Source organism: Pseudomonas sp. UBA5666, assembly GCF_002420785.1.
Taxonomy (GTDB): domain Bacteria; phylum Pseudomonadota; class Gammaproteobacteria; order Pseudomonadales; family Pseudomonadaceae; genus Aquipseudomonas; species Aquipseudomonas fulva.
In genome coordinates this window covers 83,430-100,631 of sequence record NZ_DIIQ01000012.1, presented here as the reverse complement: position 1 = coordinate 100,631, position 17,202 = coordinate 83,430, and the positions used below count along the sequence as shown (strand labels likewise).

The 17,202-nt window shown below is 65.6% G+C and carries 6 protein-coding genes; 3 read left to right on the top strand and 3 right to left on the bottom strand.

Annotated features, from left to right (window positions below):
• Positions 1 to 183 precede the first annotated feature (183 nt).
• Positions 184 to 13,134: a non-ribosomal peptide synthetase gene (locus tag B2Y33_RS07285; RefSeq protein WP_206405593.1), complete on the bottom strand. Its 12,951-nt coding sequence runs from the start codon at positions 13,132 to 13,134 to the stop codon at positions 184 to 186.
• 351 nt (positions 13,135 to 13,485) lie between these two features.
• On the opposite strand from B2Y33_RS07285, the gene B2Y33_RS07280 reads away from it, so the two are divergent.
• On the top strand, positions 13,486 to 14,007 hold the full coding sequence (locus B2Y33_RS07280) for an RNA polymerase factor sigma-70 (RefSeq protein WP_027916031.1): 522 nt from the start codon (positions 13,486 to 13,488) through the stop codon (positions 14,005 to 14,007).
• A 154-nt stretch (positions 14,008 to 14,161) separates the two neighbouring features.
• Here the strand turns inward: B2Y33_RS07280 and B2Y33_RS07275 are convergent, their stop codons facing one another.
• On the bottom strand, positions 14,162 to 15,175 hold the full coding sequence (locus B2Y33_RS07275) for a GNAT family N-acetyltransferase (RefSeq protein WP_196110076.1): 1,014 nt from the start codon (positions 15,173 to 15,175) through the stop codon (positions 14,162 to 14,164).
• A gap of 87 nt (positions 15,176 to 15,262) precedes the next feature.
• A complete protein-coding gene (locus tag B2Y33_RS07270) occupies positions 15,263 to 16,063 on the bottom strand; it encodes a substrate-binding periplasmic protein (RefSeq protein WP_111475186.1) in 801 nt (266 codons plus the stop codon).
• Positions 16,064 to 16,234: 171 nt separating this feature from the next.
• Here B2Y33_RS07270 and B2Y33_RS07265 point away from each other — a divergent pair, with 171 nt between their 5' ends.
• The gene (locus tag B2Y33_RS07265; protein WP_023535887.1) at positions 16,235 to 16,780 is read left to right on the top strand and encodes an exonuclease domain-containing protein; all 546 of its coding nucleotides are present in this window, start codon (positions 16,235 to 16,237) and stop codon (positions 16,778 to 16,780) included.
• A 90-nt stretch (positions 16,781 to 16,870) separates the two neighbouring features.
• A complete protein-coding gene (locus B2Y33_RS07260) occupies positions 16,871 to 17,155 on the top strand; it encodes a pyrimidine/purine nucleoside phosphorylase (RefSeq protein ID WP_027916028.1) in 285 nt (94 codons plus the stop codon).
• The last annotated feature ends 47 nt before the right edge of the window (positions 17,156 to 17,202 follow it).

Sequence of the window (17,202 nt, the reverse complement as noted above, 5' to 3'; positions counted from 1 at the left end):
CCTGGGATTTGCCCGTGATGCTTCGCACTGAATCCAAAAGCCACTCATTCCTGGGAGCGGCCTCACCGGGGCGCTGGACCGGCCGCGAGAGGCCGCACCGCAGCATCAGGACTTCAGCCCCGCAGCCCCTGCGACTTCGTTAGCCCTTGAACGGACGAACGATTGCTCATCGCCCGCCGCCCCTCACAACCCCTCCAACTCCGCCATCAAGTCACTCAACCGATCCACCTTGTCTTCATTCAGCGCACTGCCCTGCAGCCCCTCCACGTACACGGCCAGTTCCGCCACCGTGCTGCACTCGAACATCGCCCGCAGTGGCACGTTCAGTTGCAGTTGCTTCTGCACCCGCGAGGCAATCTGGGTGGCCAGTAGCGAGTGGCCGCCCAGTTCGAAGAAGTTGTCGTGCACACCGACCCGGTCGGCCTTGAGCACCTCGGCCCAGATACCGGCCAGCAGGCCCTCGAGGTCGCTGCGCGGTGCCTGATAGGCCTGGCTGTGCTGGCTGCCGATGTCGATGGCGGGCAGGGCCTTGCGGTCGAGCTTGCCGTTGGCATTGTGAGGCAAGGCCTCAAGCCAGGCCCAATGCAGGGGCACCATGTACTCAGGCAGCTCGGCGCGCAGGCGTGCCTTGAGCTGAGCGAGCACGGTGTCGTCGCCCGTGACCCCGTGGTGAGGCACCAGGTAACCCACCAAGTGCTTGCCGTTGACACCTTCCTGCACAGCGACCGCTGCATCGCGGACCTGCGGCTGCTCATGCAGCCGGGCCTCGATTTCTCCCAGTTCGATACGGTAACCGCGAATCTTCACCTGGTGATCGATCCGGCCTACGTACTCGAGCACACCGTCAGGCCGCTGGCGGGCCAGGTCGCCGGTGCGGTACAGACGCTCGCCTGCTGCACCGTAAGGGTGGGGAATGAACGCCAGCGCCGTGCGTGCCGGGTCGCCCACGTAGCCACGGCCCACACCCGTACCCGCCACGCACAACTCGCCCACGGCCCCCAAGGGCACCAGTTGCTGTTCATCGCCCAGCAGGTACAGCCGGTTATTGTCGGTCGGGGTGCCGATGGGCAGGTAGCTGCCTTGGGTAGAGTCGGCATCGACACGGAAGAACGCCACGTCATCCGAACATTCCGCTGGCCCGTAGGCGTTGACCAGGCCGATCCGTGGGTAACGTTGCAGCCATTGCGCCGCCAACTCCGGTGGCATGGCTTCGCCGGTAGGCAGCATCCAGCGCAGGCCGTCCAGCGCCTGGTGTTCGCTGGCAAGCATGCCCTGGATCAGCGATGGCACGCTCTCAAGAACGGTGATGCCGGTGGCCTGGACATGGGTGAGCAGGCCCTGGGGATCGTGGGCAATGGCGTTGGGCACGATTTCAACCTGGGCGCCGAACAGCGGCGCGGCCAGGAACTGCCACACCGAAATGTCGAAGCTCTGCGACGCCGTCTGCGCAATGACATCGTGCTCGGTCAGCGCCAGGTAGGGCACCTTGCTCAGCTGGTTGTTGAGCATGCCGCGCTGCTCCACCATCACGCCCTTGGGCAAGCCGGTGGAGCCTGAGGTGTAGATCACGTAAGCGAGGTTGTCCGGGCCGCTGTGGACCCCAGGGTTGTGGCTGTCCATGGTGCAGGTCTGGACGGTTTCCCACACTAACAACTGGGGCCGTACGCCAGGGTTCAGGGCTTGCAGCAAGGCCTGCCCCTGCTCGGCACAGGCCGCGCTGCACACCAGCACCGGCGCCCGGCTGAGCTCAAGGATGCTTTGCAGGCGCGCAGGTGGCAGGCCTGGGTCCAGCGGCAGGTAACCAGCACCGGCCTTGAAGCTGCCAACGATCATGCCCAGCAGCGGCAGGCCGCGATCGGCCAGCAGGGCCACCGGCTGATCCAGCCGTACACCAGCCCCGATCAATGCATGGCCCAGGCGGTTGGCCGCCAGGTTCAGCCTGGCATAGTCGTACTCGGCGTCCAGGCACCGGGCCACGGTACGCTGGGGATGGGCGGCCACGCGCGCCTCGAACTGCGCGACATAACTCTGCTCCAGGGGGTAAGCCCGCTGAGTGTCGTTGCATGCCTGGAGCAAGAAACGCTGTTCCTCGGCGCCCACCAGCGGCAAGGCTTGCACCTGTTCGTCGAACCCCTGGACCAGCGCCAGGAGCAGGCGCTTGAATTCGGCCAGCAAGCGCTCGACGGTCGGGTAGTCGAAGTAGCGCTGGTCGAACGAGAGGTGCAGGCCCAGGTCATCACCTGGGTAACAGACCGCGGTGAGCGGGAAATTGGTGTGGGTGCGACCTGAGTCGGAGGTAGCATCCAGGTGCTTGGCGTGGTCGAGCACGGCGGTTTCCACCGGGGCGTTCTCGAACACGAACAGGCTGTCGAACAACGGCTGGCCCTTGGGCAGTTCGCTGCACGCCTGGATGTCCACCAGCGGCAGGTATTCGTACTCGCGCAATTCCATGTTGCGCTCCAGCAAACCCTGCAACCACTGGCGCACAGTGCACCCTTGGCCAACCGCTGGCAGCTGCACACGCAGCACCACGCTGTTGATGAACAGGCCGACGGTGCGTTGCATCTGCGGCATGCTCACCGGCCGACCCGCCACGGTCACGCCGAAGGCCACGTCGCGCTCGCCGCTGTAGCGCGCCAGCACCAGGGCCCAGGCCGCCTGGGCGAAAGTGTTGACGGTCAACTGGTGAGCCTGGGCCAGCTCGCGCAGGCGAGTGCCCTCACTGACCGCCAGGCGCGTGTAGCAATCACCGACGACCATGCCGCTGCCCGCATGCTCATGGCGCAACGGACGATCGCTTGGCAGCGCCGTGGCGCGCTCGAAGCCGGCCAGGTTGGCCTGCCACCAGGCACGCGCGTCGTCCAAACCCTGGCGCTGCAGCCAGCCAATGTAGTCACGGTAGCGCGGCGGCACCGGCAGTTGCGCCTGTCGGTCCTCGCCCAGCGCCTGATAGATTTCGAAGAAGTCGTTCATCAGCAGCGAGCGGCACCAGGCATCGATGAGGATGTGGTGGTTGCTCATCATGAACCAGTAGCGCGCATCGGCCACTCGCACCAAGCGCAGGTGGAACGGCGGCGTGTGCAACACGTCGAAGCCGGCTTCGCGCTCCTGCTTGTGCAGGTCTTGCAGGCGAGCCTCCTGGTCGGCGTCGTCCAGGTCGCGCCAGTCCTGGTAATCCATGGCCAATTGCCCGGGCTTGTGGATGATCTGCAGCATGGCCTCGCCACTGTTCCAGCTGAACGAGGCGCGCAAGGCCTCATGCCGCGCCACCACCTGTTGCCAGGCCTGGGCGAAGCGCTGCGGGTCGAGTGCGCTGCTGATGCGGTAGCGGTCCTGCATGTAGTACAGGCCCGTGCCGGGTTCGAGCAGGGTGTGCAGCAGCATGCCTTCCTGCATTGGGGTCAGGGGGTAGACGTCCTCGATCAGGTTGGCCGGCACGGGCAACGCGTCGATCTGCGCCTGGGTAAGGTGCGCCAGGGGGAAGTCCGAGGGGGTGTAGCTGCCCTGCCCGTCTGCCAGGCAATGGTCGATCAGCGCCACCAGTTCCTGGCGATAGGCATTCGCCAGCGTGGCGATGGTGTGCGGCTCATAGCGTTCGCGGCTGAATGTCCAGCGCAGTTGCAACGCACCGCCGTAGACCTGGCCATCGACACTCAGCCAGTTGGGCAGCGCCGCATCCGGGTCATGGGCCAGGCCCACCGGCGCGTCCACCGGCGTGAACAGCGCGCCGTCGTCGAACTGCTGGTCGAACTGCCCCAGGTAGTTGAAGGTGATGCGCGCTTGGGCCAGGGCCGCCATTTGCTCGCGCGCTGCCGGGTCCGCCAGGTAGCGCAGCACACCGTAGCCAAGGCCCTTGTGCGGCACCTGGCGCAACTGCTCCTTGATGCGCTTGATGGACGCCGCCCGTGCCTGGTCATCATCCCCTGCCAGGGGGGACAGGCTCAACGGATAAGCGTTGGTGAACCAGCCGACGCTGCGGGTCAGGTCCATGTCCTCGAACAACCCGTCCCGGCCATGGCCCTCCAACTGCACCAGCGCCTGCGGCTGGCCCGTCCACTGGCACAGGGTGCGGGCCAGTGCCGTCAGCAGCAGGTCATTGACCTGGGTGTGGTAGGCCGCAGGCGCCTGCTGCAGCAACTGGCGGGTCTGCTGGGCATCCAGGCCGATGGTCACGGTCCGGGCATGACGCTGCACGTTGCCGCCCTGGGGATGATCGCAGGGTAGCTCATGGCGTACCTCACCCACCTGGGCCTGCCACTGGCCCAGCTCGTCACGCAGCGAATCGCTGCTGGCATAGGCTGCCAGCCGCGCCGCCCAGTCACCTGGGGCATGGGTCTTGGCCGGCAGGGCCTGGCCTCGGTACAGCGCCTGCAAGTCTTCGAGCAGGATGCGCCAGGAAACGCCGTCGACCACCAAGTGATGGATGGTCAATGCCAGGCGTTGTTCGCCCTCCCCGTCACTCACCAGCAAGGCACGGAGCAAGGGACCGCGCTGCAGGTCGAGGCTGCGTTGCAGGTCGGTGTACAGCGCCTGGCAATCGTCCAGGTCGGCGACCTTGGCCGACCACAGCAGCTGTTGATCATCAGGCTGGGCGTACTCGGCCTGCCAATGGCCAGCAGCATCGCTGAAACGCAGGCGCAAGCTGTCGTGGTGCTCCACCAGGGCGGCCAGCGCGGTGTGCAGCCGGGTCTGATCCAGCGGCACGCGGCATTGCAACAGCACGGCCTGGTTCCAGTGCTGCGGCTGCGCCAACGCGCTGTCGAAGAACCAGTGCTGGATCGGGGTCAACTGTGCGCTGCCCTGGCGTAGGCCTTGCTCGATGCTGTCGGTGACCTGCACCGGCTGCACGATGGCCGCCAGGGCCTGGATGGTCTGGTGCTGGAACAGGTCACGCGGGGAGAATTGCAGGCCTACCTGCCGCGCGCGGCTCACCACTTGGATCGACAGGATCGAGTCACCGCCCAGTTCGAAGAAATTGTCCTGAACACCGACCTGATCGACGTTGAGCACCTCACCCCAGACCTGCGCCAATTGCGCTTGCACATCATTGGTCGGTGCTTGGTAATGCTGGCGAGCCTGGTCGAGGTCGGGCAGCGGCAAGGCCCGGCGGTCCAGCTTGCCATTGCCCATCAGCGGCAGGGAATCGAGCAGCACCAGGTGCGCCGGCACCATGTAGTCCGGCAGATGCTGATGGGCATGGTCTTTGACGGCTTCGCGCAGCTGTTGCTGGGCATGCGGGTCGCCAGCGGCGTGCTGGCTTACGAGGTAGCCGACCAGTTGCCGCACGCCCTGCATGTCAACGGCGATGACCACCGCTTCATCCACATCGGCATGGGCCTGCAAGCGGCTTTCGATTTCACCCAGCTCGATGCGGAAGCCGCGAATCTTCACCTGCTGATCGGCGCGCCCGATGTACTCCACCAGGCCATCCTGACCCAGGCGCACCAGGTCGCCGGTGCGGTACAGGCGCCCGCCGGTGTGGCTGAAGGGGTCGGCGACGAAGCGTTCGGCGGTCAGCCCAGGACGGTCGTGGTAGCCCTGGGCCAGGCCGGCGCCGCCCACATACAGCTCACCGATGCCCCCCTGGGGCAACAGGGCCAGGTCATCATCGAGGATGTAGGCCGTGCGTTGGCCGATCACCCGCCCGATGGGCACGCTGCCCAGGTCGGCCGCCAGCGATTGCGGGGCCAGGGCGGCCAGCGGCATGACCACGGTTTCGGTGGGGCCGTAGGCGTTGAACAGCTGATCAGGGGTGAAGGCCTGGCGGATGCGCTGCAGGTGCTCGCCGGTCAACGCCTCGCCCCCGGTGATCACCAAGCGCATCGGCAGGCACTCGCCCTGCACGGCCAGATGCTGAGCCAACTGGCTGCCGTAGCTGGGCGTGAAGCCCAGCACGCTGACGTGTTGCTCTCGCACCAGCTGGCAGATCTCGTCGGCGCCCCACTGCCCTTGGGCGCGGATGACCACACGTGCGCCACACAGCAGCGGCACCCACAGCCGTTCGCTGGCCGCGTCGAAGTTGATGGAATAGAAATGCAGCTCGCAATCGTCACTGCGCATGCCAAACGCCTGGATCACTGCCTGGCAGTGCATGGCGAACTCGCCATGGCTGACCACCACACCTTTGGGTTTGCCGGTGGACCCGGAGGTGTAGATCAGATAAGCCGGGTGCTGCGCCAGGCTGACATCGTCCAGCGGCGCCTCGCTATAGGCGCCCAGCGTAGGCTGGTCGTCTTCCAGGCTCCAGCAGGCCAGGTGCTCCGGCAGCGGCCCGAGGTCTTGCAGCAAGCGGCGTTGGCTGAGCAGTACGGCGACCTGGCTGTCCTCGATCATGTAGCGCAAGCGGTCCAGCGGGTACTCCGGGTCAAGCGGTACATAGGCGCCACCGGCCTTCAGTACTGCCAGCAGGCCGACGACCATTTCCAGCGAGCGTTCGAGCGCCACGCCCACCCGCACCTGCGGGCCGACACCGCGCTCGCGCAAGGCGCGGGCCAGGCGGTTGGCCTGCTGATCGAGCTCGGCGTAGCTCAGGTGCTGGCCGGCGAACGTCAGGGCCCGTGCTTGCGGGTCTTCGGCCGCCTGGGCCGCGAACAGCCCATGCAGTGTATGCCGCGCCGTGCTGACCGGCTCGCCGCGCAGTTGCGCGACCAGCCCCTGCTGTTCGGCGCTGCTGAGCATCGGCAGTTCGCACAGGCGTTGCTGCGGCTGGTCCAGCAGCCCGATCAGCAACTGCTGCCAATGCGCGGCCATGCGGGCAATGCGTGGCGCGTCGAACAGGTCCTGGCTGTAGGTCAGGCAGCAGCCCAGACGGCCATCAAGGTCCGTGACCTCCAGGTAGAGGTCGAACTTGGTGGCGGCTGCGTCGTTGACTAGGTAGTCCACCTGCATGCCGGCCAGCGTACGGCTTTGCTGGAAGGCCCAGCGCTGCACGTTGCACATCACCTGGAACAGCGGGTTGTAGGCGCTGCTGCGCGGCGGGTGCAAGGCCTCGACCAGTTGTTCGAACGGCAAGTCCTGGTGGGACTGCCCCTCGATGGCGGCCTGGCGCACCTGCTCGAGCACCTCGGCAGCGGTCATCTGGCCGTCCAGCTCGCAGCGCAGCACCTGGGTGTTGAGGAAGGCACCGATCAGCCCTTCGCTCTCGGGGCGGATGCGGTTAGCCACCGGGGCGCCGATACGCAGGTCGCGCTGACCACTGTAGCGGTGCAACAGCACCGCCAGGGTGGCGGTCATGGTCATGAACAAGGTCAGGCCACGCTGGCTGTTGAAGGTGTGCACGCGCTGCACCAGCGCAGGGTCCAGCTCGAACCTGTAGAGCTCGCCCTTGTGGCTTTGCACGGCAGGTCGAGGGCGGTCGGTGGGCAGCGCCAGTACCGGGTGCTCTTGTCCCAGCCGCTGTTTCCAGTAAGCCAGCTGGCGAGCGCCCTCTCCGCTGTCCAGCCATTGCCGTTGCCATACGCTGTAGTCCAGGTACTGGACGGGCAAGGGCGTCAGCGGCGACTCACGGTCGTCAACAAAGGCTTCGTACAGCTCGCCCAGTTCGCGGGCAAAGATATCCATGGCCCAGCCTTCGGTGACGATGTGGTGCAAGGTGAGCACGAAGACGTGTTCGCGCTCCTGCAGCTTGACCAGGCAGGCACGCAGCAGGGGGCCACTCTCCAGGTCGAACGCCTGGTGTGCCTGCTGGTCGGCCAGCTGTTGCAGGCGCTGCTGGCGGGCAGCGTCGGGCAGTGCACTGAAATCTTGCCAGGCCAGCTGCAGGTTGCTGTCGTCGGCCACGCACTGATAAGGCACGCCCTCGATGCTGGGGAAGGTGGTGCGCAGGGTTTCGTGACGCACGACCAGCGCGTGCAACGCCCGCTCGAAGGCATCTACATGCAGGGTTCCGCGCAGGCGCGCCATGCCGCCGACGTTGTAGGCCGGGCTGTTGGGCTCCATTTGCCAAAGGAACCACATGCGCTGTTGCGAATAGGAAAGCGGTACCGCCTGACGGCGATCCACGCGCGGGATGTCGCCTTGCGCATTGCGTTCACCGCTGGCCTGGATGCGTGCGACTTCAGCGCAGAAGGCGCCCAGCTCGCTGGCGTCGAACAGGGCTTTCAACGGTAGCTCGACGTCGCAGGCCTGTCGCGTGCGCGAGACGATTTGCGTCGCCAGCAAGGAGTGCCCGCCCAAGGCGAAGAAATCGTCCTGCAAGCCGACCTGGGGCAGGCCCAACACCTCGCACCAGATGGCCGCGACCTGCCGTTGCAAGGGGCTGTGTGGCTCGATGTGCTCACGCTGCTGCCACACAGGCGCCGGTAATGCCTTGCGATCGACCTTGCCGCTCGGGCCGAGCGGCATCTGCGCCAGCCACATCAGCTGTGCGGGCACCATGTAGGCCGGAAGTTGCTCGGCAAGCGCCGCGAGCAAGGGGCCCGATTCGGCAGTGCCGCTGTAGTAACCCACCAGTTGTGCGCCGACGGTGTCCTGATGAACCCGCACCACCGCCTGCTCGACGCCGGCCTGGGCCAGCAGGCAGGCCTGCACTTCTTCGGGCTCCACGCGGAAGCCACGTACTTTCACCTGGTGGTCGAGGCGGCCCAGGTACTCAAGCGCCGGGTACTGCACCAACCAGCGCACTCGGTCGCCGCTTCGGTACAGGCGCTGGCCATTGCCGCCAGGCTGGGGCACGAAGCGCTCGGCCGTCAGGCCAGGGCGGCCCAGGTAGCCACGGGCCAAGCCCGTGCCACCCAGGTACAGCTCGCCCGGCACCCCAGGTGCACTCAGGTGCAGCTCATCGTCCAGCACCTGACACAGCACATTGCCCAACGGGCGGCCCATGGGCGAATGCCCACCGTCGCTGGCGGTGCAATGCCAGTGGGTGACGTTGATGGCGGTTTCGGTCGGGCCGTAACGGTTGTGCAGCTGCACCTGTGGCAGCACCTGCAAGACCCGGTCGCGCAAGGCAGCCGACAACGCCTCGCCGCCGGAGAACAGGCGGCGCAGGCTGCTGCAGCCCGCAGCCTGGGGTTCCTGGACGAATACCTGCAACAAAGGTGGCACGAAATGCAGGGTGGTCACGCCATGGGCCTGCACCAGCGCTGCGATGCGCTGCGGATCGCGGTGCTCACCGGCACCGGCAAGTACCAGCTTGCAGCCGGTGATCAGCGGCCAGAAGCATTCCCACACCGAAACATCGAAACTGATCGGTGCCTTCTGCATCAACACGTCGTCCGCGCCAAGTGCGTAGGTCGCCTGCATCCACTGCAGCCGCTCGGCGAGCGCCCCGTGGGTGTTGCCTACGCCCTTGGGCTGGCCAGTGGAGCCGGAGGTATAGATCACGTAGGCCAGGTTATCGGCGTCCAGGTGGAGCCGGGGCGGTTGGCTCGGCCAGTTGTCCAGGTGCAGTTGGTCCAGCGCGATCACGCCAACACCCTGCACGTGCGGCAGCGTGGCCAATTGGCTGCTGTGGCTGAGCAGCAGGCCGGCATTGCAGTCGGCCAGCATGAAGGCCAGACGCTCGGCCGGGTAATCCACGTCCAGCGGCACATAGGCGCCGCCGGCCTTGAGGATGGCCAGCAGGCCTACCAGCAGCTGGGGCGAGCGCTCAATGGCGATGGCCACGCAGGTATCGGGGCCCACGCCCTTGTCGCGCAGGTAATGGGCCAGGCGATTGGCCTGCTGATGCAGTTCGGCGTAACCGAGGCTGCCGCCCTCCCAGGCCAGTGCCGTGCGCTGCGGGTGCAGGCGAGCCTGCTCATTGAGCTGCTCGACCAGCAGCTGTGGCGGCTGCGCAGCCGGCGCTTGCCCCCAGTCCAGCAAGCGTGCGCGGCTCGCCTCATCCAGCAGGGGGACTTCGCCGATGGGCAGCTGCGGCGTTTCGCAGACGTGCTCGAACAGGCTCAACAGGTGCTGAGCAAGCCGCGCCACCGTGTCCTGCTCGAACAGTTCGCTGGCGTAGTCGAACGCCAGGCGCACACGGCCCTGGTGATCTTGCTCGCTGTGCAGTTGCAGGTCGAACTTGGCTTCCCGGCTGTGCCAGGGCAGCTCTTCGGCCAGCAGACCCGGCAGGCGCCGCAGCGCCGACAGATCGCGTTGCTGGTGGTTGAACATGACCTGGAACAGGCCTTGTTCACGGGCCTGGGGCAGCGCCTCGACCAACTGCTCGAACGGCAGGTCCTGGTTGGCCTGTGCGTCGAGGGTGGCCTGGCGCACCTGGCCGAGCAATTCGGCGAACGGCAGTCGGCCGTGTACCTGAGCGCGCAGCACCTGGGTGTTGATGAAGAAACCGACCAGCCCTTGGCTTTGAAGGCGCGAGCGGTTGGCATTGGGCACACCGACCCGGATGTCGGCCTGGCCGGTATAACGGTGCAGCAGCGCCTGCCAACCCGCCAGCAGCACCATGAACAGGCTGCATTGGTGTTGATGTGCCAAGGCGTTGAGGGCCTGGGACAAGTGCGCAGGCACCTTCACGTTCAGGCGTGCGGCATGGTTGCCACGCTGGCTGGCGCGGGGGTGGTCGGTGCACAGGTCCAGAACCGGCGCCGCATCGCCCAGCTGATCGCGCCAGTAGGCGAGCTGACGCTCGGCTGCACCCTCTGCCAACCAGGTGCGCTGCCAGTTACCGTAGTCGGCGTAGCCCAGCCCGAGCGGTGCCAGCTTGGGTTCCAGGCCCTGGCAATAAGCCGCATAAAGACGCGCCAGCTCGTCCATGAGCAAGGTGAGCGACCAGCCATCGGCAACAATGTGGTGCAGGGTTACCCAAAGCTGGTGATGCTCCTCGTCCAGATGGACCAGCGTCAGGCGCAGCAGCGGCCCTCTCTGCAGATCGAAAGGCAGGCAGGCCTCGGCCTCTCGCTGGCTGTCGACCTGCTCGGGCGCTTGCCCCTGCAAGTCAAGCCGCTGAAGGTTCACCGGCAGGTGAGCCAGGACGCGTTGCAATGGCTGGCCGTCGACTTCGCTGAACACCGTACGCAAGGCTTCGTGGCGCTCTACCAGCGCCTGCAGGGCGGCTTCCAGAGCAGGTTCATCCAGGGCCCCGCGCAGTTGCAGGCCAGCAGGAATGTTGTAGGCAGCCGATTGCGGCTGCAGTTGCCAAAGCAGCCACAGGCGGTTCTGCGCCAGCGACTGGGGCAGTGGCCTGTCGCGGGGCAACAGGTCGATGGCCCCCGCTTGCTGGCCTTGGGCAAGGCTTGCAGCAACCGCCTGGGTGTAGTCGGCCAGCACTGGGGCCTCGAAAAGGGTGCGCAGGCTCAACTCGATGCCCAAGGCGTCGGCCAGCGCTGCCGTGACCTGGGTGGCGGCAATGGAGTTGCCGCCCAGCAGCATGAAATGATCGTCCGCCGCCACCGCCTCGACCTTGAGAATGTCGCACCAAAGACGCGCGATTTGCGCCTGCAACCCTTCACCGGTCACGGTCTCGGTGGCCGGCAAAGCGGGTTGTGGAAAGCGCGCGTAGCAATCGAGGGTGCCATCGTCCATGCGCAGACGACAGGCCGAGCGCTGGAGTTTGCCGCTGGAAGTCTTGGGCAAGGCACCTGGGTTGAGTAACAGGACCACGGCCGGGGCCTGGCGGCACGCATCGGCGACAACATGACGAAGCGTTTTGATCAGTGCATCGGGCGCGGTCGTCTTCTGCACGTTGCGGCTGATTTCCACGGCCACGCCAATGGCTTGCTCACCCTCGTGCTCGACGGCAAACACGGCCACCCTGCCCTTGCGCAGCGCAGGGACCTCACGCTCAAGGGTCTTTTCCAGGTCCTGCGGGTAGAGGTTCTGCCCGCGCACGATGAGCATGTCTTTCAGGCGACCGGTGACGAACACCTCGCCGCCGCGCATGAAACCCAGGTCGCCTGTGCGCAGCCAGCGCTGGCCATCCATCTCGACGAACGTCTGAGCGCTGGCCTGGACATTGCGCCAGTACCCGTGGGCGATGCTTGGCCCGGCAGCCCAGATTTCCCCTACCTGATTGTCCGCCAGCACCTGGCGCTGCCGGGGTTCGACGATGCGTACCGCATGGCCGGGCTGTGGCCAGCCGCAACTCATCACCACACTGCCCTCGCCAGGCTCGGCGCGGTTTTCGGCGAAGGCCTGGGCATCGAGCGCCAAGGCGCCGATGCCCTCACCGCGGCGGCTGCCGCTGACGAACAGCGTGGCCTCTGCCAGCCCGTAGCTGGCGAAGAAGCTTTGTGGGTTGAAGCCGCAGGCCTGGAAGGTGTCGGCGAAGGTGGCCAGGCTGTCCTGGCGGATCGGCTCGGAACCCGAGTACGCCACTCGCCAGCGGCTCAGGTCGAGCCCTGCCAAGGAAGCCTTGCTGATCCGCTCGCTACACAGCCGGTACGCAAAGTCGGGGCCGCCGCTGATGGTGCCGCCGTACTCACTGATGGCCTGCAACCAACGCAGCGGCCGTGCCAGGAAATAGCCAGGCGACATCAGTACGCAGGGTACGCCGCTGAAGATCGGCTGCAGCAGCCCGCCGATCAGCCCCATGTCGTGGTAGAGCGGGAGCCAGCTGACGATCACGTCGTCTGGGTTCAGATCGATACCGAAGCCGTGGCGGATCAGCTGTTCGTTCGCCACCAGGTTGCCGTGGGTGACCTGCACGCCCTTTGGCAAGGCCGTGGAACCGGATGTGTATTGCAGGAACGCGATGTCATGGGGCTGCAACGCAGGCTCGCGCCAAGCCGCCGCCTGTGTCGGATCGAGCTGGTCAACGGCCAGCAGCTCCGGGGCCTGCGCGGCTTGCAGCGCCTCCAGGCCCTGGAGGCTTTCTTGCAGTGCCGCGACGGTCAGCAGCAGGCGCGGCTCGGCGTCGTCGATGATCGAAAGCAGGCGCTCCTGGTGGTGCTGGCGTGCGGACTCCGGTGGGTAGGCCGGCACCGCGATGACGCCGGCGTACAGGCAGCCGAAGAAGGCCGCCACGTAGTCCGGGCCGCTAGGGAACAACAGTACGGCACGGTCCCCGAATGCGGCCCGTGCCTGGAGCGCAGCCGCGATGGCGCGCGCGCGCTGGTCGAGCGCCTGGTAGGTGAGCACGGCCTGTTCGCCGGGCGCATCGGCCAGAAAGCGCAAGGCGATCTTGTCCGGGCTCTGTGCGGCGCGTTGCATCAGGGCCTGGACCAGCGAAGTCGGGAGTTCGAAGGCATGCGTCATGGGTGTTCCTGCCGGTGTCGAGGTGGGCGGGCCGGTGTGGCCACCTGCAGGGGCGGACAGCATCAGCGGCCGGGGATGTACAGAGGGGAACGGATGGCGGGGGGCAGAAATTAACGAAGCGCGGGCCTGTGGGAGAAAAGACGGGCGTGCGCGTTAACCAGGCGCCGCGTGATGCGTGGCGCCATGCGGCGGGTACGCACGCGAGTCGGGCGCGACTTAGAACTGAAAGATACAGATACTAATTTAGTTTCGTATTTGACAATCATTATCATTCTGAATAGCTTGTCGCTCGTCCCAGGACGCGTCCTACAAATCAACGCGCTCTTTACCCTATGCTTCCAGGTGATTTCCATGGCGGAACAACTGTCCACAAGTAAGTGCGATTCACCACTGCTCCAAGCGTTCGTAGAGAACCGCAGCATCTTGCTCAAGATTGCCGCCCGCATCACCGGCTGCCGCTCGCGGGCCGAAGATGTGGTGCAGGACGCCTTCTTCAGGCTCGGCAGCGCCCCGCAGATCACCTCTTCGTTCAAGGCGCAGCTGAGCTACCTGTTCCAGATCGTGCGCAACCTGGCCATCGACCACTACCGCAAGCAGGCGATGGAGTTGAAATACTCCGGCAGCGAGGAAGAAGGGCTGAACGTCGTCCTGCAGAACGCCTCGCCCGAAGCTACCCACATCAACCTTGCGGCCCTCGACGACATCGCCCGCGCACTGAACGACCTGCCGCCACGCACGCGGTATGCGTTCGAAATGTACCGCCTGCATGGTGTGCCGCAGAAAGACATCGCCAAGGAACTGGGCGTCTCCCCTACCCTGGTCAACTTCATGATTCGCGATGCGATGGTGCATTGCCGGAAGATGACGCGCTAGGCACGGCGCGAAGGGGGAAGGATGACCCGTGTAGAGCGGCCTGGCCGGGGCGCCGGACCGGCAAGGCCGCGCCTACCCAGCCGGTGCGCATCCGCAAAATCACTGGTTTGAAGTGCGATACCGGGTAGTTGTCGAACCTCCGTCAATACCCTCCTTAAACCAGCGTGCACCGATCGAAAAAACGCTCCCGCCCCAGAATCATCAGCGCAGCCCGCTTGTGCGGGAAGTCGAACACTTTGTCGCAGTGAAAGCACTGATCCTGCATGTAGCCGATCATCCGCGCATTGTCGGCACGTGGCTCGGCGACAACGCGCTGGGTGCGCGGGTCATCCAGGAACAGGTAGTGCACCAGCGCGCAGAGCCAGCTGGCGACCTTGTGGGGGCCGCGGTGTTGCTGTTCGCCTACCAGCATGTGGATGCCACGGTCATAATCGTCGGCCTGATAGAACGGGGCGATGCGGTCTTCCTTGGCCCAATAGGCTTCGAAGTAGGCAAACGGCTGATCATCGAAGCAACCGATCAGCGTGAGGGTATGAGGGTCCGCTTCGAGCTTGGCCAGGTACTCGCGGTGCTGCGCCAGGCTACCCCCTTCCTGCCAGAACGCCTCTACCCGCGGCTCGTTCTGCCAGCGGTTGAAGCGCTCAAGATCGTGCTCGATTTCCAGGGTGCGCAGCGATACCCAGCTGCCCAGCCGCGCATCGAAGCGCCGGTACACTTCGCCTCGCGGCTTGGGCGCTCGCAACGGGTGTCGCTTGCCCGCGCTGATGCGCATCTGTTGCGGATACACCGCGGCCTGCACTTCACCCAGCCACGGCTGAGGCAACTGCCAGAACAATGCCCGCTGGCACAGGTACTGCCCCGGTTGCTCGCTGCTCACCAGCAAGCCAGAGGCCAGCGCTTGGGCGGGCACTTCATGCAGCTGCCAAGTCAACGTCTGGCAGGTGAGGTCCTGGGACAACAGCCAGTAGCACGCCGCCCACAGCGCCTGGTAGGGTCGCTGCGAGCAAACCCATTCCACCTGCACGACTGGAGTGCCTTGGGTGTGCACCCGCAGGGCGATCAAGGGTCGAGCTTCGAGCGACAGGCACAGAAAACCGTCGCGCTGCTCGGCGCTCAGGCTGCGCCAGCGTGGTGTGTAGGGTGTCTGCAAAGCGGCATCTGAGGGCATGGGCGATACTCGGTGACGTGAAAGAAAGGCTCACTCTGCAAGACGATGCCACCTCCCCCGGATTTAGCTGCTGCCCTTGAGGGGGGATTACGGGCGCCCGGCAGTGACCGTGATCCCGTAGGGTTCGAAGATGCGCGCCAGCTCGCCCTTCTCGCGCAGCGCCTGCAGCAACCCGGCAAACGCGGTGGCTGACAACGGCCCACCTGCGCGCAGCACGGCATAGTGATGGTAGACCTGATCGATACGCCCCGATGCCGCCAGCCGGCCCTGGCTGGAGGGGTTACGGGCCAGAAAATCGGTGAGGTACGAGCGGGTCACCAGTGCGATGTCGGCGCGACCGGCCTGCACCATGAGCAGGTTGCTGTCGTGGGAATAGGTCAAGGTGGCGTTGAAGGCCTTGCGCAGGTAGGTGGGGTCGGGGTTGAACCCTGCGAAGGCATAGTGGTAGCCGTTGAACATGGCCAGGCGCTTGCCCTGCAGGTCATCGACATAGTGCGGGTCGGCCAGGCTGCTGGTACGCCCTACGAACACTTCGGCGTCTTCAAGGCCCATGTCCACCGCCTGGTGCGGCACGTGCGCCCAACCCCATTGCGGGTTCTCGAACACTGCCATGTCGGTACGGCCTTGCAGCAGATCGCCAAAGCGTCGTTGCACCGAGGTGGGCACCAGCACGAAGCGATAACGGGGTTGCGACAGGTTCAACGCGTCGATCAACTGCGTCAGCAGACCGGTGCCCGCACCTTGCTCGGGACGCACGGTGTACGGCGGGAAGTGAGCAGCCCCGACCCTGACTTCCACCCGCTCGACGGCCCGTGCCGACGGCGCCAACCAACAGGCGGCAGAAATAAACAGTGCGGACAGGACCTTGAGGCCGGGCGCTAGGGTCAAAACGAACACTCATCACATGCCAGAACGGGATCCGCTTACGCTAGGCGCTTTCCGGACCCGGCACAACCACCGGGTCGCGCCCTTTATGCCAAAGCAGGCGGCAAAATGCCAGGGGGTGTCGGGAGGCGGGACTTTGGCTACGCTCTAGCATGACCTGGAAGGGAGCCTGATATGGGCCATTGGTTGGTGATCGACCTGGAAGCGACGACAGACGACGGCGGATGGCCGGTCGCAGACATGGAAGTGATTGAAATCGGCGCGAGCCTGGTAACTGGCCAAGGCCGCGAGGTCGATCATTTCCAGCGCTTCGTGCGGCCACGCAGGCGGCCTCAGTTGACGCCATTCTGCCGCGAGCTGACCCACATCAGCCAGGCGAACGTGGACTCGGCGGCCCCTTTCACCGAGGTGTGGCCCAGTTTCGAACGGTGGCTGGCGCACCATCAGGCGCAGTTGCAGGCCTGGGTGAGCTGGGGCGACTACGACCGTGTGCAATTGCTCCAGGAATGGCGGCAACATGGCCTGGACAGCGCGCTGCGGGCACTGCCGCACATCAATCTCAAGCAGCGTTTTGCCAAGGCCCGCCACCTGCAGCGTCCGACGGGGCTCAACAGTGCCCTGCACATGGCCGGCATGCACTTTTGCGGCCAACAGCACAGGGCCTTGGAAGACGCGCGCAACACCGCGCGCCTGCTGCCGTTGAGCCTGCCGAGCGGTTGATGGGCGGCGCCTGTCAAAGCGGATGACGGCGCCGGTGGCCTTGGGCATACTGGCCAGCCTTTTTGCCCTCTTCTGTTACTGGAGTCGCCCATGTTCAAGGTCAACGAGTACTTCAACGGCACCGTCAAGTCGATCGCTTTCACTGGCGAAGAAGGCCCGGCCACCGTCGGTGTGATGGCCCCTGGTGAATACGAGTTCGGCACGGCCAAGCGTGAAATCATGCACGTGGTCTCGGGCGAGCTGGCCGTGAAGCTGCCAGGCAGCGATGCTTGGGAAACCTTCGCGACTGGCACCCAGTTCAACGTGCCGGCCGACAGCAAGTTCCAGTTGCAAGTCAAGGTCGATACGGCTTACCTGTGCGAGTACCGCGACTAAGCCTGCCCCAGGCCGAGTGCCTCACTCGGCCGCATGCCCTTGATGAA